Source organism: Streptomyces sp. NPDC040432, from assembly GCF_055595445.1.
This window is the reverse complement of record NZ_JBVIVP010000008.1, coordinates 231,552-253,822: the sequence shown is the minus strand read 5'-3', so window position 1 is coordinate 253,822 and position 22,271 is coordinate 231,552. Positions and strand designations below refer to the sequence as shown.

The following is a 22,271-nucleotide window of genomic DNA, read 5'->3' as shown; positions in this document are numbered from 1 at the left end:
CCGTTCGGCGCGGCGCTCCTCGGGCAGAACACCTTCATGGACGGCAATCGCGAGATGGATCCGGCACACCAGGTGCCCGAGGGTGTCGACGAGAGGACGGTGCGCGCCCTGGGCGCGCTTTCGAAGGCGCTGGAGACGACGGAGCGGGCCCGCGGCCACCTCTACGGCTTCCACCAACTGACGGGGACGGCGGACTTCGAACTCGGCGAAGCGGCCCGGCTGCTGCGCGAGGCGGGCCACGAGGAGCACGCCCGGCGGGTGGAACGGGAAATCGTGGGCCGCAACGTGATCCCGGGCCACTGGACGTTCCAGATCGTCGAGGCCTACGACTCCACCTACTACCGTCCCTTCGCCGCCGTCGAACGGGACGCCGTCGACGAACTGGCCGGCGGACGCGACCACCTCCTGGAGGCCCGCCTCAAGACGATGCGGCGAACCCACGGCCATCCGGACCACACCGCGACACCCCCCGCCTCCTGATCGCAGGGCCGACCGCCGCCACCGGGCCCGCGTTCTGCTCGTTCCGCGCCGATCCGTCCCGGTGGGCCTGCCTGCGTGCGGCGTGCACGCTCCGCCGCGCCAGGCACAGTTCGCCGGCCGCCGCGCGACAGTCCGGGCACGGCACGGCGTAGGCGCCGTGCCGGAAACGGCGGTGCGTCTCGTACACCGCGTCCAGCATCGCGTCGAGTCCCCACGAGTAGGGCGGGACGGCGGGCGCGGGGGCGGCTTGAGGCGGCTGGTGGGCGAGCCGGGCCTGGGTGGTGCTCATGGAGTGCGGCTCCTTGTGCGGCGGCAGCGTACGGAGAATCGATCTCTCACCTCACCGTTCCCACAATTTCGCAGTTCAAGATCAGTTCGAGGAGAAGGACGGCGTCGAACCCGCGGAGGAGGTGCCGTTGGTGCACGCCGGGGGTCCTGTGGGCCCCGTTCGGGAGGTACGCGCCACGTTCTAGGGTGGGATCATGGATCTTCAGGGCGAACTGATAGAGCACCCGTACTCCGTCTACGACAGGCTCAGGGACACCGCGCCGGTGTGCCGCATCCCGGGCACCGACGGCACGCCCGCGTGGCTCGTCACCCGGTACGAGGACGTCCGTGCGGCGCTCACCGACCCGAGGCTGTCCCTGGACAAGTCCAACGCCGCGGAGGGAACCTACCGGGGCTTCGCGCTCCCGCCGGCGTTGGACGCCAACCTCCTCAACATGGATCCGCCGGACCACACGCGCATTCGCGGGCTGGTGGCCCGAGCCTTCACCGCGCGGCGGGTGGAGCAACTGCGGACGCCGATCCGCGAGACCGCCGACCGGCTCCTGGACCGGCTCGGGCCGGCCGGCAGCACGGACCTGCTGGCCGGTTACGCGTTCTCGCTGCCGATCATCGTGATCTGTGACCTGCTGGGGATTCCCGAGGACCGGCGCGTGGACTTCCGTGCTTGGACGGAGGCGCTGGTGGCGCCGGACCCCGCGCGACCGCAGGCGGTGAAGGAGGCGCTGGTGGCGATGCTCGGCTTCCTCACCGAGCTCATGGCGCACAAGCGGAGCCGGCCCGCCGACGACCTGCTGTCCGATCTGATCGCGGTCCGGGACGCCGAGGGGGACCGCCTCGGCGAGGACGAGCTGATGTCGGTCGCCTTCCTCGTCCTGTTCGCCGGCTACGAGAACACCGCCCAGCTGATCGGCAACGCGATCCACACCCTCCTGACGCATCCGGACCAGCTGGCGCTGCTCCGCAAGGATCCCTCCCGACTTCCCGCCGCGGTGGCCGAATTCGCCCGACTGGAAGGTCCTGCGCTGCTCGCGATCCGTAGGTTCGCCACCGAGGACCTGACCATCGGCGGTGTCACGGTGGGGGCGGGGGAGACGGTGCTCGTGTCCCTGTCGGCGGCCAACCGGGATCCGGCGCGCTTCCCGCAGCCCGACGCCCTGGACCTCGACCGTGACACCTCCGGTCACCTGGCGCTCGGCCACGGCATCCACTACTGCCTCGGCGGCCCGCTGGCCCGCGCGGAGGTGGAGATCGCCCTCGCGGCCCTCCTGGAGCGTTACGCCACGCTGGAGTTGGTGGATCCGACCCCGCAATGGCGCCGGTCGCTTCGCTCCCGCGGCCTGAAGGAGCTGTCGGTGCGCTACGAAGCGGTGTGCGAATCGCCCTGACGCGGCGTGGGGAACGGCCACGAGCCCTGCCCACGCCCTGGCGGCACGGACAGGGCTCGTGGCGGACCGACGAGGGGTAGGGGGTCTATCCCGAGGCCAGGGCCTTCTTCTGACGGAGCCGCTCCCGGAAGGCGCCCATCATGGGGAGCGTCAGGCCGGCGAAGAGGAAGATCACCGCGAGGCCGCTCAGGGTGGGGCTGACGAACTCCTCGGTCTTGAGCGACCACGGCCTGTCGAGGGTGTAGAAGATGATGTAGCTCCCCTTGGTCAGGGCGTAGGCCAGTCCGAGGACGGCCGCCATGGCGGACAAGGAGAATCCGGCGCCGCTCCAGGGCCGGATGCCCCAGTTGCGGCGCGCCGTCCTGGCGCACATGAACGCCAACTCCCCGCAGGTGACCATGACGTACGAGAGGTAGAGCAGGAGGTACGCCGCGACCTTGGGGTTGTCGGCGTGGGCGGTCGTGAACGCGATGTCGGGCGCGTTCGTCGCCAGGAACAGCGGCACCATGATCGCGAGCTCGACCACGGCGGCGAAGCCCCGGTGGAAGATGGCCGACTTCACGTACTCGGGGCGGTAGGCCAGGTCCACCATGGTGATCTGCAGTGCGGCGCACCAGAGGATCGCGCAGACGTGCGCGATGAGCTTGCCGATGTTGACGACGCCGGTGACGTCCTCCGCGGCCCGGGCCACGACGGGAACGGCGAACAGGACGCCCAGTGTGCACACCCCGAACGCGATGGCGATGGCCCATGTGGAGACCCGGGGATTTCCCAGAGCCCTGCGCGTGCAGAGCGCGGTGACCAGCAAGCCGGCCAGTGTGCACGTCCCGAAGACTATGCCGTCCACTACTACAGCCCTTCCAACGAGTCGGCCGCATAGTGAGCGGCCTCATCCGGTTTCCGCCGTCGCCGGCGCTTGCCCGGCGGCGTGACGGCCGCTCGGGGTGGAACCGGATCCAGGCCGACGTGGGCCCTTCGCCGTTCCAAATCTTTGATGACGCCCGACAGTTCGCTCTCCGGGAGACCGTTCAGCAGGGCCAGGACGTGTCGCGCGAGAGGGTTTTCGAACGCCTCCAGCGCCTCAAGGTCGTCGTAGGCCTCGTGCGGGAGGAGGTGGGCGGGTGGGACGCCCAGAGCTTCGCACAGGGCCAGCAGGGTGCCGACGGTCGGGTTGGTCTGCGAACCGTTGGCGATCTTGGCGATGGCGGCATGGGACAGCGAAGGATGGCCGTCGGGCAGGGCGTCGACGGATTCCGAGAGCGACCTGGACGTGTGGCTACGGCCCCGCAGGCCGGTCATGAGGGCCTTGAGTTTGTCCGCGATCGACGGACGGTCGCCGCTCACGCCAGGCGGAAAGTGCCGCTCACGGCCCGAAGGACGTCCTGCTGATGCATGCACACAACCACGTACCGGTCTCTCGCTCTGTCTGGGCCTACGCCTGTGTACTTTAGTTGACACGCTGGGGTGTGGAAGGCAGTATCCCGATAGGGAACGCAACCTTGCGCACCTGCGTGTGCGCGGGATGTCGGGCCTGCGCGCGAGGGGACGCCGAACTGCCGTGACGGCCCCTCCTTCGAGACGTCCCCGCAGGTTGGACACGGGGTGGAGGAGCGACCGGCCGCTGGTCGGCCGCACATCGTGCGGCGCGTACCCACGCGGTCGGCGTTGCACCATACAGGGGGGCAGTTGATTCCGGAGTTGACATTCAGAGACCGTGACCGGGCGTCGGGAACGGCCGCGGGGACGTGCGTTTCTCGCCCGGCCGCCTCCGACGACACGTCAACGGCTCCACTCCCGTCCTCGATGGTGGGCTCCGCGGTCGTGACCACCTGCGCGTCCGACCCCGTCCGACCACTCCGACCGTGCCGGCGCGACCGCTTCCCAGCATGCCCGAGCGCCGTTCGCGCACGGTGCGTTTCGAGTCAGGGTCCCTGCCGCATCCGGGTGAGCACGTGAGGCTCGCGGGAGAGCAGGCATGAGGTCGTGACCGAGGTGCCCGTGCAGCTCCCTGTACGGCACGGGGCACCCACGCGACAACTTCCGGACTGCTTCGAGGAGCGCTCGATGCCAACCCTGGGCACGCTGCCCACCCGCAACCCCGAGCTCGAACTGACATTCTTCAGCCAGTGCTCCGCTCCCGCCCGGGCGGTGGAGGTGACGGGTGTCCTCTCGATGACCCCGGAGAAGCTCCTGGAGGAAGGGGCGCCGTCCACGCTGCCCGACGGCTTCGTCGTGCTGATCGCCGACACCGTCCCGTTCCGCCTGCGCGGTCGCATCACCATCGTGCTGGAACTACTGCTGCGGCGCATGAGCCGTGACGGCTGCGCCGGCCTGATCGTCAGCGCCGCTCCGGGCGCCCGTCAGCCCTACCCGCAGCCCCTGTTGGACCTGGCGGACCGGCTGGGCATTCCCCTCCTCCTCACCGCCGCGCCCGCGGAACGGTGGCAAGGGGTGCACGAAGCCATCCAGGAGTCCCGGGTCGCTTGCGCCGAGCGACGGGCCGCTCAACTCGCCTCGCTCGTACAGGAACTGCCGGCCCGACTCGCCGACCACAGAGCCATGCAACGCATCGCCGACTGGCTCGCCCGCGCCCTCGACGTGCAGGTGATGGTCAGCGAACCCGACCGTGTCCTCGTCGCGTCGCCGGCCACGGCGGCGCAGGAACTCGCCCAGGCGATCATCCGTCAATCCGTCGACGGCGGCGCTCCTGACGCCCGCTCCGGACCGCACACCCGGCTCATCTCCCTCGGCCCCTCCTCCGCCGCCGACACGGTCCTCGCCGTGGCCCGGCGCACGCCCTTCGACGACGCCGATCTGCGACTGCTGCGGCAGGCCGCCAAACTCCTGGGGCTGGTGGACCAGGCGCGCCGCGAGTACCGGGCGGCATCCGACGCCGTCCGCGACGCACGTGGCGCCGCGGCCGAACTCCTGCTGGACGGCGAGGTGTCCAAGGCCCGCCGGGTCATGAGGAGCCTGGCGCCGGGGCTGCTTGACCCCGAGACCGCCCGCGTCTTCGTCGTGGAGACCTCGCCCAGTCGACGCGACGCCGCCGTGCGCCGCTGCGAGGCCATCACGGCCGGCCGCGCCATGGTCGTCGCCGACGCGCGCCGGCACGACCGGATCCTGGTGATCCACCCGGTCCGGGCCGACGAGACGGACGACAAGGTGGCCGTCGAACTGACCCGGCTGGTCTCCGTACTCGGCGCCGAGGCCTCGCTGGGCGGCAGCGGGGTCTACTCCATGTCCCTCCTCGCCCGCGCCCTGCACGAGGCGAGCACCGCCCAACGGTTCGCCGTCCACCAGCCCGACTCCGTCGCCCTTTCCGTTCAGGACACCGACCTGGTGAGTCTGCTTCCGGCACACGACGCCCAGGTGTGGGCCCGCCGGTTGCTGAGTCCCCTCATGCAGGTCGACACCCAGTGGGAACTGCTCCGCGAGACGCTCCCCACCGCCCTGGCCTACCCCTACACCGTGGCCGCGCGCCGTCTGGACCTGCACCGCAACACCGTCACCCGGCGGGTGGCCCGCGCCGCCGAACTGCTCGACAGGGACTTCGCCGCCCTGACGGACCGCATCACCGTCGCCCTGGCGCTGGAGATCGTCACCCAGCGGGAGTTGCCCGAGCCCACCGGTGGGTGCCTCGAAGTCGGGGAGCCCACGCTCCGGGGGCTGCTCGACGGCCCGCAGATCCGTGCGTGGGCCGAGGTGCTGTTGCGGCCCGCCTGCGCGGACAGGCGCGACCTGCTCGGTACGGCGACGGCCTGGCTCACGTTCGACGCGCACCTGGAGGCCACCGCGCGCGAACTCGGCCTGTCGGAGGCCACGGTCCGCTCGCACATCAGGGCGCTGGAAGGGCACCTGTCGCGTGACCTGTCCTCGCTGAGCGGCATGCGCGATCTGCTGTTCGCACTGAACCTCATGTCCGGCGCCCCTCGGCTTCCGGACTCGTCCCGCGAGCTCTGCGCGGCCGCCTGAACGGATCGGCCCGCGGGGGACAGGGCGGTCGTGCCCCGGACCGGGTGCCGGCCCCATTCGGGCGTTCCGTTCCACGGCTGAGGAACGGAACGGACATGCGCTGTGGGCATGTGCTTTTCCGTCGGCTGAACGAAATCGGACCGGCCCGCCGTGATGATGCCGCCTGTCGTGCTGCATCCGCTGCTCGAAACCATTTCGTGAGGGTCGACGCTGATTTGCCCGGGGCGCCTCGAAGCCCGCTCCGCGACCTTTGTTTTCGGCCGGCAGGAGCATAAAGATCGGCTGGAAAAACCCTTTCTTCCCGCGTGGCCGGACGAAGCGAATGGTGCGGGTGGCGGCTGGGCGTCCGTGGGGAATCCGTGGAACGGGTGCGTAGGGCTCAGCCGGTGCAGGACGCAAAGAATCCGCAGGTAGGAACGTGAAACCCAGGCGACATCGGCGTGCGCGGGGGCACCTCCGCATGGCCGAAAAGGTGCAGAATAGTTGACCGGAATTACCTCGGTGAATCCGGGTCGGGGTGTGCGTGATTCGTTGAATCCGAAAGCGAACCTGGTGGCTGAAAAGTGGCGCGGCGCGATGTCGGGACGCGCCGAAAAAGAGGCCGGCTTTTCTCCGTGGTGTGCCCGATGTGCAACTCCGAAGGATCGGAGCTGTGCCATGTGCACCTCGGGTGCATATGTGTGAGCCGTGGTGCAGAACCCACAGGTCGTACTCCTCGGATTGTGCATCTGCGCAATGGTGGGCCATTCCGCGGCTGCGTAACGTTGTCGGAGCAAGCACAGCCCGACCAGCATTCGGAAGTCACGGTTCGAGAAATCGCGCAGTGCCGGACCACGGGGGTGTACGGCACGGAGGTGGACCCGGAAGCGGGTGACGGCGTGCTTGCGGCGATCCGGTCGCCTTGAACACCGGAGGACGGGTGCCGGGGGAGTGGCGGGAGCCGCTTCCCCCGGACGACCCGCGGGAAGCCCCCGGCGGCCCGAGCGGGGGCGCTTCACCCGTTCGGCGTCTTCCCGGGTGAGTTCCGGAACCTCCCGGCCCAGGCTGGCAGGGGTGCGCGCGAACGCGCGGGCCCCGGACGAGAGGACCCGGCCGATGACCTGGCAGATGCCCGTGGCCAAGGGGCGGATCACCGCGAAGTACCGGCAGCCCGGTGGCTGGGCGGCCGGCTTCCACACCGGGGTGGACTTCGGATGTCCCTCCGGCACCCCGGTCACGGCGGTCGGCCCGGGCACCGTGGTGGTGGCCGGGGACCAGGGCGCGTACGGGAACTGTGTGATCCTCCGGATGGAGGACGGACGCTTCACCCTGTACGCGCACCTCAGCAAGGTCGACGTCAAGGCCGGTCAGAGCGTGAGCGGCGGCCTGCGGCTGGGCCTGTCCGGTGCGACCGGCAACGTGACCGGGCCCCACCTGCACTTCGAGACGCGGACTGCCAACACCTACAACGGCCACACCGACCCCATGGCGTACCTGGCCGGCAAGGGCGTGGCGAAAGCCGGGGCGAAGGCCGGGACGAAGAAGAGCACCGTGCGCAAGCCCGTCGCCAAGAAGGCGGCCGGCCGCCCTGCGGCGACCAGGACCTCCGCCGCGTACACCGTCAAGGCGGGGGACACCCTGTCCGGAATCGCACTGGCGAAACTCGGCAACGCGGGCCGGTATCCGGAGATCGCCCGACTCAACGGCATCACCGATCCCGACCGCATCGAGGTCGGCCAGAAGCTGAAGCTACCGCCCCGATAACCACGACCACCCCGGCGCCGGAGGTCACGTTGGCCGATCCGCTCAGTTGTGACGCCTTCCTGGCCGCGCTCGTGAACGAAGGCGTCAAGATCGTGGAGTGCCCCGGCTGGCGCACCCACAACCGCGACCACAAGGGCCGGTGGGGGCCCGTGCACGGAGTGATGGTGCACCACACCGTGACGAAGGGCATCGAGGCAACCGTGCGGCTCTGCTCCGGCGGGCACGGGAACCTGCCCGGGCCGCTGTGCCACGGTGTGATCGGCAAGGACGGCACCCTGCACCTCGTCGGGTACGGCCGCGTCAACCACGCCGGCCTCGGCGACCCGGCCGTACTCGCCGCCGTCCGGGCCGAGGGCGCGCTGCCAGGGGCCGCGGAGGCGACGACGGACGGCAATCGGCACTTCTACGGCTTCGAGTGCGAGAACCTGGGTGACGGGCAGGACCCCTGGCCGCCCGAGCAGGTGGACGCCATCGTGCGGGTGTGCGCGGCGCTGTGCCGGGCCCACGGCTGGGGCACGACCGGCGACACGTCGGTGATCGGTCACGCGGAGTGGCAGCCGGGCAAGGTGGACCCGAGAGGACCCGGCATCACGATGGGTGCCGTCCGTTCCGCCGTGGCACGCCGGCTGGCATGAGCCGGGCACGGAGCCGGGACGATCACCGCAACCTCCCGTGCCGTTGCCGCGTTGTGCTCCCGTCGACCCACATCGAGGAGCAGCACGTGACACCGAACCCCGCACCCGCCGCCGGCCTGTTGCGCCTGACCCTCGGCGAATGGCGCATCGGGTTGGTGGCGTGGCGACTTCTCGTCCTGCAGACCGCGCACCCGGCCGTCGCCGCCGGAACCGCCCGCTACTCCACCTACCGGGCCCATCCCTGGCGGCGGATCGAGCACACCATGGACAGCGGAAGCCGACTGTTCTTCGCCACTCCCGAAGAACGCCGGCGCGAGGTCGCACGACTGGAGCGCGCACACCGCCGCATCCGCGGCACCGACGACGCGGGCCGCCCGTACGACGCCGAGGACCCGCACGTCCGCGCCTGGGTGATGGTGACCCTGTACGAGGCCATGACAGCCATGCGCGAACTCTCGGGCGATCCCCTCGGGGCCCGTGAACTCGACACGTTGTACGCGGAGTTCAAGGAGGTCTGCGCGGAGCTCGGCATCCCCGACGATGCCCTCCCGGCGACCGCCGCCGACGTGCCCGCGTACGTCGACCGGACGGTCCGCGAGGTTCTGGAATGCGGCGACCAGGTCCGCTACCTGCTCTTCGACATGCTGCGCGAGGCTCCCGCCCCCCGCCGCCTCGGACGGCTGCACCCCGCCTGGCCACTGATGCGTGCCGTCGCCGCGAGCGTACTGACCACCCTGACCGTCGCCGACCTGCCACCCGCCTGGCACGAGCGGTTCGCGATGCCCCGAACCCGAACGGCCGCCGCCCTCTCCTGGACGGTGCACCGCGGCATGCGGCAGGTGATGACGCGCCTGCCCGACCGCATGCGCTACCGCGGACACTCCGACGGTGACGCACCGCGAGCCGCATCCCGGCGCCCCGCTGCGGCCGCACGTCTGCCCCGGCCCCGTACCGTCGACTCCCGTCCGGCCCGGCTGGAGGCGTTCTTCCACCAGGTGCTCGACCAGACCGGTGACGGGCGGGTGGACAGTGCCGACCTCCAGGCGATGGTCCACAACGTGTGCTGGCAGCTGGAACTGCCCGTCGAACGCGAGGACCCGCTCTATTCCGCCTTCGAGACGTGGTGGCGGCAACTGCGGGAAGGAATGGACGCGGACGGAGACGGGGCGGTTGAGTGCGCGGAGTTCGTCACCGCGATGCTCGCGGGTGTCGATCGTGATCCGGACTACATCGATCGCGGTCTCGGGCCCGCGGTGCGCGCCCTGTTCCGGGCCGTCGACACCGACGGGAGCGGGCACCTGTGCGCCGACGAGTACCGCGTGCTGTTCGGAGGGCCCCGTGTGCACCCCGCCGAACTGAACGATGCCTTCCGACAGTTGGACGCGGACGGCGACGGACGGATCAGCGAGGAGGAGTTCGTCGCCGCGTTCACCGACTTCTTCACCGCCCGCGCGGACACGGCGGCGGGCGTGGCACTCCTGGGCCGCCCCTGACCTCGGGAGGGGCGGGCGCGCCGGAACCCGCTTCGACCCGAAGCCCCCGAGGCGCCCGACGGGCCCGCGCGACCGGGTGGGCGGGCCGTCGGGAGCGTCGTTCGTCGCCGGGTCAGCAGGTGCGCAAGGGGGCCTGCGCATCCGAGGCCCGGGTGAAACAGTTCCAGCCGCACACACAGGCTCGTTTGTCGTGGCCGGCCGAGCGGGCCGCCGAGGGGCGGAGATCCAGAGTGAGTGCCGCCGGGAGGCCGTGGGTGTCGGTCCGGGGGCTGTCGATGTGGGGGGCCATGGCCGTCTCCTCCGTTGTGGGGGCGATGTCCGATCGGGCGTCGCCCCTCGACCGTAGGAGCCACGGGTCCGGTGCCCCGTCCTTCGAACGGTCCGAGCACCGGACGACGGCCGGAGGGGGCGAAGGGGCGGCGCGGGGATCGGCGCGGCACGTGCCCGACCGGCCGAATCGAAGCCGGCCGAACCGGGCCCCACCGGGCCGAGACCCGCGCGACGGCTTCGTTCCGTGGATGGTCCCGGCGCGATGTTTCGTTCCGGGGGCTGCCGACGGGTGGGGCCGCGGTGCATCGTCGGGGAATACGGGGCGCCGCCTCGTGGACGGAGGACGGGTCGTGAAGGACACACCGCTGCGGGCGAACCTGACGGAGGTCGAGCCGGGTGTGCTTCGGGTGGAGGTTGCCGGAGAAGCCGACAACGACACGTGTCCCGTCCTGCGTACGGTGCTGCACGACGCGCTCGCGGCCGAACCGGCCCCGAACCGCCTGGAAGTCGACGGCTCGGGTCTCACGTTCTGCTCATCGGCCTGCCTGAACGAACTCCTGACCGTCCGGCGCGCCGCGGAGGCCCGCGGCGTCGCCTTCGCGGTGACCGCGGCCGGCCGCGACCTACGGGTCCTGCTGACGCTGACCGGAACCGACACGCTCTTCGGTACGGTCCCGGCCGCGCATCGCCACGCCCCCGACCAACGGCCCTGCACCGCGTACCCGGGGTGAGCCGGGGTGCGGTCACGTTCTCGACGGATCCGAACGGCCCGCACCCCGCGGTCGTGCGGCTCAGCCGCGCAGGGTGGTGCCGGGGGTGACGCCGTACGCCTCGCGGTACGCCGCGGCGAATCGTCCCCGGTGCGGGAAGCCCCAGCGAAGGGCGACGGCGGTCACGGTGGTCCGCGGGGACGGGGCGGCCCTCAGTTCCTCGTGGGCGCGGGCCGGCCGCACCCTGCGCAGATGCCCGAGCGGGGTGGTCGTGGAGTACCGGGAGAAGGCGTACTGCACGGCACGCGGAGTGACCGGGACCGCCGCCGCGATCTCCGCGAGCCCGATGTCGCGGTGGGCGTTCTCCTCGATGAACGTGACGGCCCGCCGCAGGGTGTCGCTGGTGCCGTCGCGCGAGCCGGTGCGGTCGTACACGGCGTCGACGCGGGTGTGGGGCAGACAGCTGAGCGTGGTGGCGGCCAGTAGGCGGGCAGCCGTACCGGTGAGGAGGGGCTGGTCGGCGAAACCGGGCTGCGGCAACGTGTCGCGGACGTGTGCGACCGTCCGACCCGGCATCCGGTGCTCCGCCGGGCCGAGCGCGGTCCGCCCCGAGAGCCGGACCTGTTCGCCGCCCCCGGTGACCTGGTCCAGCAGGCCGGCGTCGAACATCGTGATCGTGTAGCGGGCGGCGCGGACCTCACCGGCGTAGGGCCGGCCGGGCAGGGCCACGAGGAACGTCCCGCCGGGTCCGCACACGTCGGAGCCGCTGGTGTGCACCCCGCGGTCGACCGTGATCAGGCAGAGCTTCTCCAGCGGTCCCGCGTCGTACGCCATCGTGAAGTAGAAGGCGAGACGGTCCACGTGCAGACCGCCGGCGGCACGCCGCTCGATGCGGGCACCGGTGTGCTCGGGGAGGCCACTGATCGTCATGGGCGTGTACGCGGAGGACAGGAACGCCTCCGTCTTCTCAAGGCTCTCGCTGCTGAACAGCATCCGTTCCATGCTCACCCACTCGTCCGGGCCGGGCCCAGGCCCGCGGGGCACAGGATGTGCTTCCGCGGGCACGAGGCGGCGACGGGACGCCGCGCAGTCCCACGGGCCCCCACCGCGCCTCGTCCGCAGCCAGGCTTCGATCGGGTCAACCGTCCCAGCCTTCCCGATCACCTTCCGCAAGGCGAGAGGACCCCTTGCCCGAGGGGTCGTCACGAGACCGCCCCGCCACCGAGGTTCCCGACCGTACGGCGGCGGAACGCGGTTGAGGAGGGCATGCCACCGCCGCGTCAAGAACCGCCACGTCACGGGTCCGTCCCGGCGGACCGCGACCCCCGCGGGGTGGGAAACCGCGCCGGGAACCGACGTCGCACCCGGTCGGAGGCGTTCTCCGGTGCGGTGCGCCGGGCGGTGTGTGTAACAGGAACGTATGAGGGGGCGGTCGAGGGGAACGGCTCACCGGCCGGGACGGTCCTGATGATCGGCAACGCTCGCTCGTACCCACCCGTACCCGACCCCAGCGGCCGACACCGCAAACCGATTCCGAGGAAGCAACGATGCGCGTCAACCAGCTCACCTTCGTAGGCCTGGCCGTTGCGGCCGGTCTCTCGCTCACCGCCTGCGGGAACGGCGGGGACGGCGCGGCGCGGGGCGGCCCGGCGTCCACGTCCACCCCCGGGGCGCCCTCCGGATCCTCCCCCTCACCCTCGGGCGGCGGTTCGGGCCCGGGAGGTTCGGACGGGAACGCCGGCAGTGCCTCGGCCGGTACGGGGTCCGACGGGAAGGGTACGACCGCCGCGTCCGGTTCCACCGGGACCGCCAAGGCCGGTAGGTGCCGCACCGACGACCTGGAGATCACGGCGATCGACAGCACGATCGGAGGGGACGCCGACGGCACCGTCGCGGTCCGGCTGAAGAACCGCGGCGGCAAGGACTGCACGCTCTCCGAGTACGCGGGCGTCGACGTGAAGACCGGCGCGGGATCGCTGTCGGCGCAGCGCACCGGTGAGCACCCCGGCCCGACCGTCCTGAAGAAGGGCGCGGCCGTCTCCTTCGGCGTCACCTACCCGCTCAACACGACGGGAGGCTCCGGCGTCCGCGTCACGGGGCTCGTGGTGACCCCGCCGGACGAGACGAAGGCGGTCACCCTCACCTGGCCCGGAGCCGCCACCCTGCCCGTCACGGACGGTACCGGCTCCCCGATCAAGGTCGGCCCGATCGGAAGCGCCGGCCAGGGCGGCTGACCGGCGGCCTCCGCGCGATGCGCGGGCCGCCCGCTCACCCCCGGCCGCCACGACCCGCACGGCGCCTTCGACGCGGGGGCCGGAGCGCGGAGCCGAGGAACCGGTGCCCGCGCCGGTGCCCGGACGGACCGGTCGGCGCGGCCATCAGGGGGCGGCGGGTCGACGTCGGCCGGCGACGAACCAGGTGGCCGGGAGTTCCACCGGTGAGCCGTCCGGGCGGGCCTCGCTCATGGCGAGGGTGGTGGTGCCCTCGTCGAGGACGGTGAGGCCGGCCGCGCGCAGCAGGGCGGCGACCTCGCCCTCGGTGACCTCGCCGGGACGCAGGTCGTGTTCCTTGACGCGGCGCAGCTTCGGGGAGGGGCCACCGGGCTGCGCCGCGATGGCGGCGATGACCTCCTTGGCCTCGCCGGTCGGCTCCAGGACGAGGGCGCGGCCGTGCGCGCCGACCAGCCGGGCGACCGCGGCGGCGACCGCGGGGCGGTCTTCGGGGTCGCTCTGGTGCAGGACGGCCCGCATGTAGACGTTCGTATCGCCGAGGCGCTCGTGCAGGGCGCCGGTCTGGATCGGGTCGGCGAGGTTGAGCTGTTCGTACGCGGCGGTGCCCTCGGGGTCGGTGCGGCGGGCGTGGGCGACCGCCGCTGCGGAGAGGTCGACGCCGATGGCGCCGGCGAAGCGGGTGGCGAGGAAGCGCGTCTGGGTGCCGTTGCCGCACCCGAGGTCGGCGATGGGGAGCGAGTGGTCGGCGTACGGGGCGAGGTGGTCGAGGTCGCGCTTCGCCGTCAGGGCCGCGTCCGCGTCCCAGAAGGGTTCGCCCGGTTCGCCCGAGCTCTGCTCCCAGAAGCCGTCCCAAGCGGTGCGGTAGCGGTCGGACACGGTCATGGAATCTCCCTGCGGTGGGCGGTGGGCGGTGGGCGGTGGTGTCGTGCGTCGGGGTTCGCCTGGCAGGTGGCTACCCCGGGTGGCCTCGGCCGACTCTCACCCGAACGGTCCGCAGTCGGTGCCCGTGTTCGAAAGCGGGGCGTCCTGCGGTGGGCGGCAGTGGTCGGGGGCACTCACCCCGACCACTGACTCCCACTTCGGCATTGGTCCATACCTATTGACCGGCCCCTCCGGCCCCCATACGATCCGGACCGGCACAGCCCCACCTGTCCCCACCTCACCCGGAGCCGGGCGTCGCGCCCCCACGCGCAGGCCATGTCCATGGCGTCCAGCGGGAAGGGAGCACTCCATGTTCCGTCGGAGCTCGCGTACTTCGCGCCACAGCGGCGATGTCCACCCTCTTCGGGAACCCGGTCGCGGAGCCGCCGGTCGCCCGGACCGAGCCACCGGCCGCGCCCGACGCGGAGCGTCGGCCTTCGTGCGTTCCCTGGCCGGGGTGAGCGCCGCCGCGGTGATCGGCACCGGCGTCGCGGTGTCCGGTACCGGCTCGGCCGGAGCCGTCACCGCCGAACCGGTTGCCAACTCCGGTTTCGAAAGCGGACTTTCCGGCTGGACCTGCTCCGGCGGTTCCGGCTCCGTCGTCGCCGCTCCGGTGCATTCCGGCTCCGCCGCCCTCAAGGCCACGCCCACCGGCTCCGACACCGCCCGGTGCAGCCAGACGGTGAGCGTGCAGCCCAACTCCGCGTACACGCTCAGCGCCTGGGTCCAAGGCAGCTACGTCCACCTCGGCGCCACCGGAACCGGCGTCACAGGCGCCGGTTCCACCTGGACTCCGAACAGTCCGTCGTACAGCCGGCTCGCCGTCGGCTTCACCACCGGCCCGAGCACCACCTCGGTGACCGTCTACCTGCACGGTTGGTACGGGCAGTCCGCCTACCACGCGGACGACGTGTCACTGGTCGGCCCCGGCGGCGGCACCCCGACGCCGACCCCCACGCCCACCCCTACACCGACCCCCACGCCCACCCCGACCCCCACCACCACCCCTCCGTCGGATGAGTCCTGCGCCACGAAGCCCAAGCCGTCCGGCAAGGTCCTGCAGGGGTACTGGGAGAACTGGGACGGCGCCGCGAACGGTGTCCATCCCGGAATGGGGTGGATACCCATCACGGACAGCAGGATCCCCGCGCACGGCTACAACGTTCTCAACGCCGCCTTCCCCGTGATCCTCTCGGACGGCACCGTCCTGTGGCAGGACGGCATGGACACCGGCGTCAAGGTCGCCACCCCCGCCGAAATGTGCCGGGCCAAGGCGGCCGGAGCGACGATCCTGATGTCGATCGGAGGCGCCACCGCGGGCATCGACCTGAACTCCAGTGCCGTCGCCGACCGGTTCGTGGCGACCGTCGTCCCGATCCTGAAGAAGTACAACTTCGACGGCATCGACATCGACATCGAGACCGGCCTCACCGGCAGCGGCAACATCAACACCCTCTCCGCCTCCCAGGCCAACCTGGTGCGCATCATCGATGGAGTGCTGGCCCAGATGCCCGCGGGCTTCGGTCTCACGATGGCACCCGAGACCGCGTACGTCACCGGCGGGAGCGTCACCTACGGATCGATCTGGGGCTCCTACCTGCCGATCATCAAGAAGTACGCCGACAACGGCCGGCTGTGGTGGCTCAACATGCAGTACTACAACGGCAGCATGTACGGCTGCTCGGGCGACTCCTACCAGGCCGGGACGGTGCAGGGCTTCACCGCGCAGACCACGTGCCTGAACAACGGGCTGACCATCCAGGGAACCACCATCAAGGTGCCCTACGACAAGCAGGTGCCCGGCCTGCCCGCCCAACCCGGCGCGGGCGGCGGTCACATGGCTCCGAGCCTCGTCGGCCAGTCGTGGAACGCCTTCGGCGGCTCGCTGAAGGGGCTGATGACGTGGTCGGTCAACTGGGACGGCTCGAAGGGCTGGACGTTCGGCGACAACGTGAAGTCCGTACAAGGTCGTTGAGCTGCCGGTAGGCACTCCGCCCGGTTCGACCCCGACGTGGACGAGCCGGGACGCGCGGGGGGTGATACGGCGAGCGGGTCGGACTGATCGTGGGCCGGTGGTGTCCCGGCTACTGCTGGTGGAGGCCCCGGCCCGCGAGGGTGAGGAACGCCTCCCCGACCGCCTCCGACAGCGTGGGATGGGCATGGACGTGGTGAGCCACGTCCGCCGGCTCCGCCTCCCAGCCCACGATCAGCTGACTCTCGGCGATCATCTCCGACACGTGCGGGCCGACCAGGTGCACGCCCAGTACGCGGCCGCCGCGCTCCGCGACCACCTTCACCATGCCGCCCTGCCCGTGCACCATGCCCTTGGCGACCGCGGTGAGCGGCATCGTGTTGACCACGACGTCGTACGACGCCTCGCGTGCCTGCGCCTCCGTCAGGCCGACGGCGGCGGTCTGCGGAGACGAGTAAGTGACCCGCGGCACGGCCGCGTGGTCCACCGGTGGGCCCGCCGCTCCGGCCAGGGTCTCCGCCACCAACATCCCCTCCGCGAAGGAGGCGTGGGCCAACCCCGGGGACGGCGGCGGCAGCAGGTCGCCCACCACGTGGATGCCCGGGACGGCGGTCTCCAGCCGCGACCAGTCGGCGGGCGCCACGAACCCCCGTTCGTCGGTGGTCAGTCCGGCCGCCTCCAGGCCGAGCCCGTCGGTGACCGGCACCCGACCCACCGCCACCAGCAGCCGCTCCGCCCGCACCTCCCGCAGCTCGCCGCGGGCGGTCCGTACGGTGGCCCGTACGTGTCCGTCGGAGACCTCCGCGCCCTCCAACCGGGCACCCGTCCGCACGTCGATGCCCCGCTTCCTCAAGCCCCGCGCCAAGTGCCGGGACACGTCCGCGTCCTCCAGCGGAACCAGCCGGTCCGCGGCCTCCACGAGGGTCACCTCGGCGCCCATCGACCGGTGGAACGAGGCGTACTCCACGCCGATCGCACCGCCACCCAGGACCAGGACCGAAGCCGGCAGCCCGGGGGCGAACAGCGCGTCGTCGCTGGTGACGACCGTCCGCCCGTCGGGCTCAAGCCCGGGCAGGACGCGCGGCCGGGACCCGGTGGCGAGGACGATCCCCCGACCTGCGGTGAACTCCCGGCCGTCCCCGGTCCGTACGGACCGGGGCCCGGTCAGCCGCACCCCGCAGCGCACCACCCGTACCCCGGCGTGCTCCAGATGCCCCTCCACGCCCCTGTGGTTGCGCCCGACGATGTCGTCCCGCGTCGCCGTCAGCGCCTGCCAGTCGACCGCCTCCACGTGCGCGCGCACCCCCCAACGCTCCCGAGCCTCGGTCACCCCGTCGACGAGTTCGGCCGCGTGCAGCATCGCCTTGCTGGGAATGCAGCCGCGGTGCAGACAGGTCCCGCCGACCTTGTCGCGTTCGGCGAGCAGGACGGTCAGTCCGAGGGCCGCGGCGCGCAGGGCGGTGCTGTAGCCACCGGTCCCGCCGCCGATCACGATCACGTCCACGCTGTTGTCGTTGGTCATGTGCCCAGCGTGCGGCAGCCGTTGGAACGAGTCCAAGGCAATGATCTTCTGGACTCCATGCACGCTCTCTATGGGTTCCCTAGACTGGCCGATCATGAGCCTGCGTCAGATGGAGTACTTCCTCGCCGTCGTGGAGGAGTCCTCCTTCACCCGGGCCGCCGACATCCTCCACGTCACCCAGCCCGCCCTGTCCCACCAGGTCAAGGCGTTGGAGAAGACCGTGGGTGGTGCCCTCCTGGAACGCATGCCGCGCGGGGTGGGGCTCACCCCGATGGGCCGCGCCTTCCTTCCGCACGCCCAACTCGCCGTCCGCAGCGCCCGTCAGGCGGAACGGGCCGCCCGCGCGGCGGCGGGCGTGGCCGGCGGCGAACTGCACATCGCCACCGTCCACGCGTTGGCCGTCGGCGTACTGCCGGGCATCGCAGCCCGGTGGCGGACCCTGCACCCGGGAGTGGCCCTGGTGCTGCGCGAGTACGGCTCCACGGAAGCGCTGGAGGAACAACTGGAGCGTGGCGTCGCGGACCTCGCCGTCGGTCCCGAACCCGCGAGGTGGACCGGCCCGGTGCGGCGGATCGGACGGGAGGAGCTGGTCCTCGTCGTCCCGTTCGACGACCCGCTCGCCGGACGCGGCGCGGTGCGCCTCGCCGAGCTGGCGGACCGGGACTGGATCCGCTGCGCCATGGAACCCGTCATCGACGGGCAGCTCGTGATCGACCGGGCGTGCGGGTCGGTCGGATACGCCCCGCGCACGGTGATGCGTACGGAACACACGTCGACGGCGGTACGGATGGCGGCCGCCGGGGTGGGGATCGTCGTGGCGCCCGCCCACATGGTCCGCGGAGCGGTCGGCGAGGACTGCGCCCTGCTCTCCCTCGACCCCTCGTGGCACCGCCCACTGGCGCTCTTCTCCCGGGTCCCGCTGACGGGTGCTGCCGACGCCTTCGCCCAACTGTTCGCCGGGGCCCGGGCGCTGCCCGATGCCTGCCCCGCGGTCGACGCCGCCCGACCGTCCGGGTAGGGGCTCGGAACGCGGACGGGGGCCGGGCCGACGGCGACGTCCGGAGGTGTCCGCCGAGCCCTTGGGGGAGGGTCGGACGATGGTCAGCGACCATTGTCACCCCACGTGTGTAACATCCCCAGTCATGTGTCAGTCATTACTTGGAGGGGTGTTCGAATGTGGGGAATCGCGCGTGCGTGGGTCGACGGGTGGGCCGTCTCGCGGGGGACGCCGCGACCGACGGACGCACCTTGGGGGCTGAGCATCCAGGCCGGGCTGCCCAACCAAGCGGTGCGTCACGTCCTGCTCGACGACGCCGATGACGAGACCGTGCGCGGACTCGTCGGCGCGATCACCCGTCCGACCACCTGCATCAAGGGCTTCCTGGAGCCGGAGGCCATGCAGCCGTGGTTCCCACCGGAGTGGGAGCCCATCGAGCCCGGTTTCCTGATGGCCGTGGACCTGCGCCCGTCCGCCGTGCGCGTGCCCGACGGCTACGGCATCACCACGGAAGCGGTCGACGATGTCGTGGAGGTGCGCGTCCTGGCGGCCGACGGCGGCCTCGCCGCGCGCGGCCGGATCGGTCGGACCGGCGCCACCTGCGTCTTCGACCAGATCGTCACCGAGGAGGCGCACCGGCGCCGCGGCCTCGGGACGATCGTGATGGGCGCACTCACCAACGCGGCCGTCGAGCACGGTGTGGATACCGGCATCCTTGGCGCGACCGTCCCGGGCCGCGCGCTCTACGAAACGCTCGACTGGAAGGTCCTCGGGCCGCTGACCGGCTTCACGTACAGGCCCGACACCCCCTGATACCCCGGCTCCGGCGCCGGCCCGGGCGCACTGTCGGAACACATCGTGGACGCCGGAAGCAGCGGCGAGAGAGGGGGAGGACGCGTCGATGGGTGCGTACGTGTCGATCAGAGGATGGCTGGAGTGCGACGGGACACAACTCGACTCCCTCCGGGAGATCGTCTCGTCCCATGAGGACGACCGCTACTCCAACGGGTGGGGTGCGCCGCGCCGGCACATCAATTGGACCCACTACGTCTTCTACGGCGCCGACATCCGAACGTGGGCCCTGGACCGGTTCGGGGAGCAGATCAGGGAGATCGCTCGGATGCCGGCTTCCGATGACGACGGGGACCGCGTGCGGGGACTGTTTCTCGTCAGCGACGAAGTCGACGGGACGAGCGAATGGCAGGTCCGCGACGGTGAACTGTTCATCCTGCCCGCCGACACCCGCCACCGATACCTCGACGGGTAGTCCACGCGTTCCTGCAGTCCGCCACGAGCGCCGCGGACTTCGCCACTTCACCGCCGTCGGATCGCCGCCGACGGAGGTGTCGGTTGGTGTATGGTTGATCTTGAGCTCACGGTTGCGGAAATCGACCGACGAGTCAGGCGTTGGTGGTCCAAGGAAAGACACCCCACTTCCCGTGGGGGAATGCAGGTGCAAGGCCTGCCCAGCGCTCGATCAAGGTCCCGACCTCCTCCCGGAGGTCGGGACCTTCGTGTTTCGCCACCGACGGGTCAGTGATCCGTCGGGCCTCGAACACGTACACTCCCGGCATGAAACGGGGGAGAGCGGCGATCGTTGCGGGGCTCGTACTGCTGCTGAGCGGATGCGGGGCCAAGCACAACCCGCTCTTCATCGGTGGCGGCGTCTCCACCCCGGTGATCGGCTGGCGCGACTGCCCCGGCACCGAAGCGGACGGAGTCGCCGAGGTGGGGCTCTACGAGGAGACGGGCGAGGCCACCGCAGATGACCCCGGCAAGCTGATGTGGCACATCAAAGCCACTGAGGGCAACCTCTCGAAGCGCATCGCCATCGGTGAAACACCGGCGGGTTTCACGAGCCTTCTCCCCATGACCACCCCACTCGTCCCGGGAACCACGTACGCCGTCAGGACGAACATGTCCTCCGACGGTCCGGTATCCGGGTACGTCACCTTTCGGCCCGAGCAACTCGCGGCAGGGAAAATGGTGTTCGGCGACGGGAAGGATGAATCACCGGAGCAGTACCGGAGCCGTGACAACGAGGACTTCGGATGTTTCGCGGCCTGATCGCCACCGACGCGTGGTGTGACCCGCTGGTTGTCGCGGCTAGGCCGCCTTGGACTGACGTAGTGTGATCGGCGCGGCCGAACCGCCGCGCGGACGCGGTACGACGCGCACCTCGTACGAGGCCCACCACGTACGAGGCGCGGCCCGCGAACGGCACCAGAGGAATGGGATCCACCACGATGAAGCTCGGGGAAGCGCTGGCGGAGCGCGCGGAGGCGGCTCGCCGCGTCGAACAGCTGCGGGCCCGCATCGTGGCCAACGCCCGCCACCAGGAGGGCGAGACCCCCGCCGAGGACCCGACCGCGCTGCTCGCCGAGGTGACCGCGACCCTCGACGCCCTGGAGTCCCTGATCCGGCGCATCAACCGGACCAACGCCGCCGTCGACATGGGAGCCGACGGCACCCTCACCGACGCCCTCGCCCGCCGGGACACCCTGCGGCTGCGCCATTCCGTACTCACCTCGGCCGCCGACGCCGCCGCCGGTGGCGGTGACCGCGGATACGGCCGGCAGCTGCGTTCCGAGCTGATGGTGCTCCCCGCGTTGCCCGTCGCCGAGCTCCGAACCCGCGCCGACGACGCGGCCCGTGAGATCCGCGAGATCGACGTGCGCATCCAGCGCACCAACTGGGAGGCCGACCTCCTGGATTGAGACCGGCGGTGCGGAGCAGGTAGTCGCTCCGGAGGCGTGCACAACCGAGGGCCGGCGGTTACCGGCCCGACTGGCGCGCGGAGAGCAGCGCATCGGGTTCGACTCCCGAAGTGACAGTGCAGCTCAGCAGCGTGACGAGTCACCGTGCATCGCGCACATTTCATCACCACGTGCAGATCCGGTCGTGACGAGGGCGGGTTCGGGGCATCCGCATCGCAGGACGGCGCCCGGTCCGGAGCTCAGGCTCCCGGACCGGGCGCCGCTGCGTGCCCGGGCAGCGAACGGCCGTGGACGGCCCCGGGGGCTGGGGCGCGGCGTCGGCCCGGATCCTGCCGGGTCAGTGCTGGAGTAGGCCGCCGACGGGGACCGGTGGGGCGTGCCCGGTCGCGGGAAGGGCCTGCGCCAGAGTGATCCCGGTGTCGACCAACGATGACCGGCGCAGGTCGGTGACTTCGGGGAGGGGGGTCCACACCGCTTCGATGGTCTCGCCATTCGGTTCGGGTCGCAGCCGGCCGCCGGTGACGCGGACCAGGTAGTGGATTCCGACGTTGTGGTGATCCGGTCCGCCCGGGACGGCGCGTTCGGCTGCGGGGATCACCCGTGAGTCCACGCCCAGCAGACGTTCGACCACCGCCTCGTAGCCGGTCTCCTCGGTGACCTCGCGGATCACCGTGTCCACCGGGTCCTCCGCGTGTTCGACCCTGCCGCCCGGGAGCGTCCAGTTGGCTTCGCCGTTCGCCGGCAGATGACGGGCGAGCAGGACCCGTCCGTCCTCGATGCACACGGAGTACGCCGCCAGTCGGAAACTCGTCACGCCGCAGACCATATCGAGTCCGCAGTCGGGCGCATCGCCCGTCGCATCCCGAGGTGTGAGGGTGCGGTAAGCACGGAGGGCTCGAACTGCCGTAGGACGTGAAGGAGACGAAAGGTCG

General features: G+C 71.3%; 21 protein-coding genes and 1 pseudogene. 15 read left to right on the top strand and 7 right to left on the bottom strand.

Features of this window, described 5'->3' with window-relative positions; translation table 11 throughout:
• Positions 1–36: 36 nt before the first annotated feature.
• On the top strand, positions 37–480 hold the full coding sequence (locus ACZ58N_RS19955) for a hypothetical protein (RefSeq protein ID WP_471161398.1): 444 nt from the start codon (positions 37–39) through the stop codon (positions 478–480).
• Here the strand turns inward: ACZ58N_RS19955 and ACZ58N_RS19950 are convergent.
• The gene (locus tag ACZ58N_RS19950) at positions 419–679 is read right to left on the bottom strand and encodes a zinc finger domain-containing protein (protein ID WP_471161458.1); all 261 of its coding nucleotides are present in this window, start codon (positions 677–679) and stop codon (positions 419–421) included. The two genes, ACZ58N_RS19955 and ACZ58N_RS19950, sit on opposite strands and share 62 nt — an antisense overlap.
• A 283-nt stretch (positions 680–962) precedes the next feature.
• Between ACZ58N_RS19950 and ACZ58N_RS19945 the strand changes: the two genes are divergently transcribed.
• Positions 963–2,153, top strand: coding sequence for a cytochrome P450 family protein (locus ACZ58N_RS19945; protein WP_471161395.1), 1,191 nt, complete (start codon positions 963–965; stop codon positions 2,151–2,153).
• Between the two features lie 85 nt (positions 2,154–2,238).
• Here ACZ58N_RS19945 and ACZ58N_RS19940 read toward each other — a convergent pair whose 3' ends face one another.
• Entirely contained in the window at positions 2,239–2,961 is a 723-nt protein-coding gene (locus ACZ58N_RS19940) for a hypothetical protein (RefSeq protein ID WP_471161392.1), read from the bottom strand.
• 41 nt (positions 2,962–3,002) lie between these two features.
• The gene (locus ACZ58N_RS19935; protein WP_471161389.1) at positions 3,003–3,497 is read right to left on the bottom strand and encodes a helix-turn-helix domain-containing protein; all 495 of its coding nucleotides are present in this window, start codon (positions 3,495–3,497) and stop codon (positions 3,003–3,005) included.
• Between the two features lie 720 nt (positions 3,498–4,217).
• On the opposite strand from ACZ58N_RS19935, the gene ACZ58N_RS19930 reads away from it, so the two are divergent.
• The 5 genes from ACZ58N_RS19930 to ACZ58N_RS19910 all read left to right on the top strand — a co-directional run bounded on the left by ACZ58N_RS19930 (position 4,218) and on the right by ACZ58N_RS19910 (position 11,000).
• A complete protein-coding gene (locus ACZ58N_RS19930) occupies positions 4,218–6,128 on the top strand; it encodes a helix-turn-helix domain-containing protein (protein WP_471161386.1) in 1,911 nt (636 codons plus the stop codon).
• A gap of 1,095 nt (positions 6,129–7,223) precedes the next feature.
• Positions 7,224–7,871 carry a peptidoglycan DD-metalloendopeptidase family protein gene (locus tag ACZ58N_RS19925; protein ID WP_471161383.1) on the top strand — a complete coding sequence of 216 codons (648 nt, stop codon included), beginning with the start codon at positions 7,224–7,226 and terminating at the stop codon, positions 7,869–7,871.
• A gap of 29 nt (positions 7,872–7,900) precedes the next feature.
• On the top strand, positions 7,901–8,506 hold the full coding sequence (locus ACZ58N_RS19920; RefSeq protein WP_471161380.1) for an N-acetylmuramoyl-L-alanine amidase: 606 nt from the start codon (positions 7,901–7,903) through the stop codon (positions 8,504–8,506).
• Positions 8,507–8,592: 86 nt separating this feature from the next.
• Positions 8,593–9,999 carry an oxygenase MpaB family protein gene (locus ACZ58N_RS19915; protein ID WP_471161378.1) on the top strand — a complete coding sequence of 469 codons (1,407 nt, stop codon included), beginning with the start codon at positions 8,593–8,595 and terminating at the stop codon, positions 9,997–9,999.
• A 620-nt stretch (positions 10,000–10,619) separates the two neighbouring features.
• Positions 10,620–11,000 (top strand): STAS domain-containing protein, encoded by a 381-nt coding sequence (locus ACZ58N_RS19910; protein ID WP_471161376.1) that lies wholly within the window; start codon positions 10,620–10,622, stop codon positions 10,998–11,000.
• A gap of 60 nt (positions 11,001–11,060) precedes the next feature.
• On the opposite strand, the gene ACZ58N_RS19905 is transcribed toward ACZ58N_RS19910, so the two are convergent.
• Complete coding sequence (locus ACZ58N_RS19905; protein WP_471161372.1) at positions 11,061–11,972, bottom strand: helix-turn-helix transcriptional regulator; 912 nt, start codon at positions 11,970–11,972, stop codon at positions 11,061–11,063.
• Positions 11,973–12,526: 554 nt separating this feature from the next.
• Here ACZ58N_RS19905 and ACZ58N_RS19900 point away from each other — a divergent pair.
• Positions 12,527–13,213: a DUF4232 domain-containing protein gene (locus tag ACZ58N_RS19900; protein WP_471161370.1), complete on the top strand. Its 687-nt coding sequence runs from the start codon at positions 12,527–12,529 to the stop codon at positions 13,211–13,213.
• Positions 13,214–13,357: 144 nt separating this feature from the next.
• Here ACZ58N_RS19900 and ACZ58N_RS19895 read toward each other — a convergent pair whose 3' ends face one another.
• Entirely contained in the window at positions 13,358–14,092 is a 735-nt protein-coding gene (locus ACZ58N_RS19895; RefSeq protein ID WP_471161367.1) for a class I SAM-dependent methyltransferase, read from the bottom strand.
• Here ACZ58N_RS19895 and ACZ58N_RS19890 point away from each other — a divergent pair.
• Together ACZ58N_RS19890 and ACZ58N_RS19885 are read left to right on the top strand one after the other, a co-directional pair.
• Positions 14,091–14,951 (top strand): annotated as a pseudogene (locus ACZ58N_RS19890) (carbohydrate binding domain-containing protein); the annotation flags it as partial. The gene ACZ58N_RS19895 and the pseudogene ACZ58N_RS19890 overlap by 2 nt on opposite strands.
• A 96-nt stretch (positions 14,952–15,047) precedes the next feature.
• Positions 15,048–16,106 (top strand): chitinase, encoded by a 1,059-nt coding sequence (locus ACZ58N_RS19885; protein WP_471161455.1) that lies wholly within the window; start codon positions 15,048–15,050, stop codon positions 16,104–16,106.
• 109 nt (positions 16,107–16,215) lie between these two features.
• Here ACZ58N_RS19885 and lpdA read toward each other — a convergent pair whose 3' ends face one another.
• The gene (gene lpdA / locus ACZ58N_RS19880) at positions 16,216–17,625 is read right to left on the bottom strand and encodes a dihydrolipoyl dehydrogenase (protein ID WP_471161365.1); all 1,410 of its coding nucleotides are present in this window, start codon (positions 17,623–17,625) and stop codon (positions 16,216–16,218) included.
• Between the two features lie 94 nt (positions 17,626–17,719).
• Here lpdA and ACZ58N_RS19875 point away from each other — a divergent pair, with 94 nt between their 5' ends.
• From ACZ58N_RS19875 to ACZ58N_RS19855, 5 genes are all read left to right on the top strand, one after another.
• Positions 17,720–18,643, top strand: coding sequence for a LysR family transcriptional regulator (locus ACZ58N_RS19875; protein WP_471161363.1), 924 nt, complete (start codon positions 17,720–17,722; stop codon positions 18,641–18,643).
• A 270-nt stretch (positions 18,644–18,913) separates the two neighbouring features.
• Positions 18,914–19,435, top strand: a complete 522-nt coding sequence (locus tag ACZ58N_RS19870) for a GNAT family N-acetyltransferase (protein WP_471161360.1) — start codon at positions 18,914–18,916, stop codon at positions 19,433–19,435.
• A gap of 88 nt (positions 19,436–19,523) precedes the next feature.
• Complete coding sequence (locus tag ACZ58N_RS19865) at positions 19,524–19,889, top strand: hypothetical protein (RefSeq protein ID WP_471161357.1); 366 nt, start codon at positions 19,524–19,526, stop codon at positions 19,887–19,889.
• A gap of 305 nt (positions 19,890–20,194) precedes the next feature.
• Positions 20,195–20,689: a hypothetical protein gene (locus ACZ58N_RS19860; protein WP_471161356.1), complete on the top strand. Its 495-nt coding sequence runs from the start codon at positions 20,195–20,197 to the stop codon at positions 20,687–20,689.
• A 179-nt stretch (positions 20,690–20,868) separates the two neighbouring features.
• Positions 20,869–21,339 carry a DIP1984 family protein gene (locus ACZ58N_RS19855; RefSeq protein ID WP_471161353.1) on the top strand — a complete coding sequence of 157 codons (471 nt, stop codon included), beginning with the start codon at positions 20,869–20,871 and terminating at the stop codon, positions 21,337–21,339.
• Between the two features lie 337 nt (positions 21,340–21,676).
• Here the strand turns inward: ACZ58N_RS19855 and ACZ58N_RS19850 are convergent, their stop codons facing one another.
• On the bottom strand, positions 21,677–22,153 hold the full coding sequence (locus ACZ58N_RS19850) for an NUDIX hydrolase (RefSeq protein WP_471161351.1): 477 nt from the start codon (positions 22,151–22,153) through the stop codon (positions 21,677–21,679).
• Between the last annotated feature and the right edge of the window lie 118 nt (positions 22,154–22,271).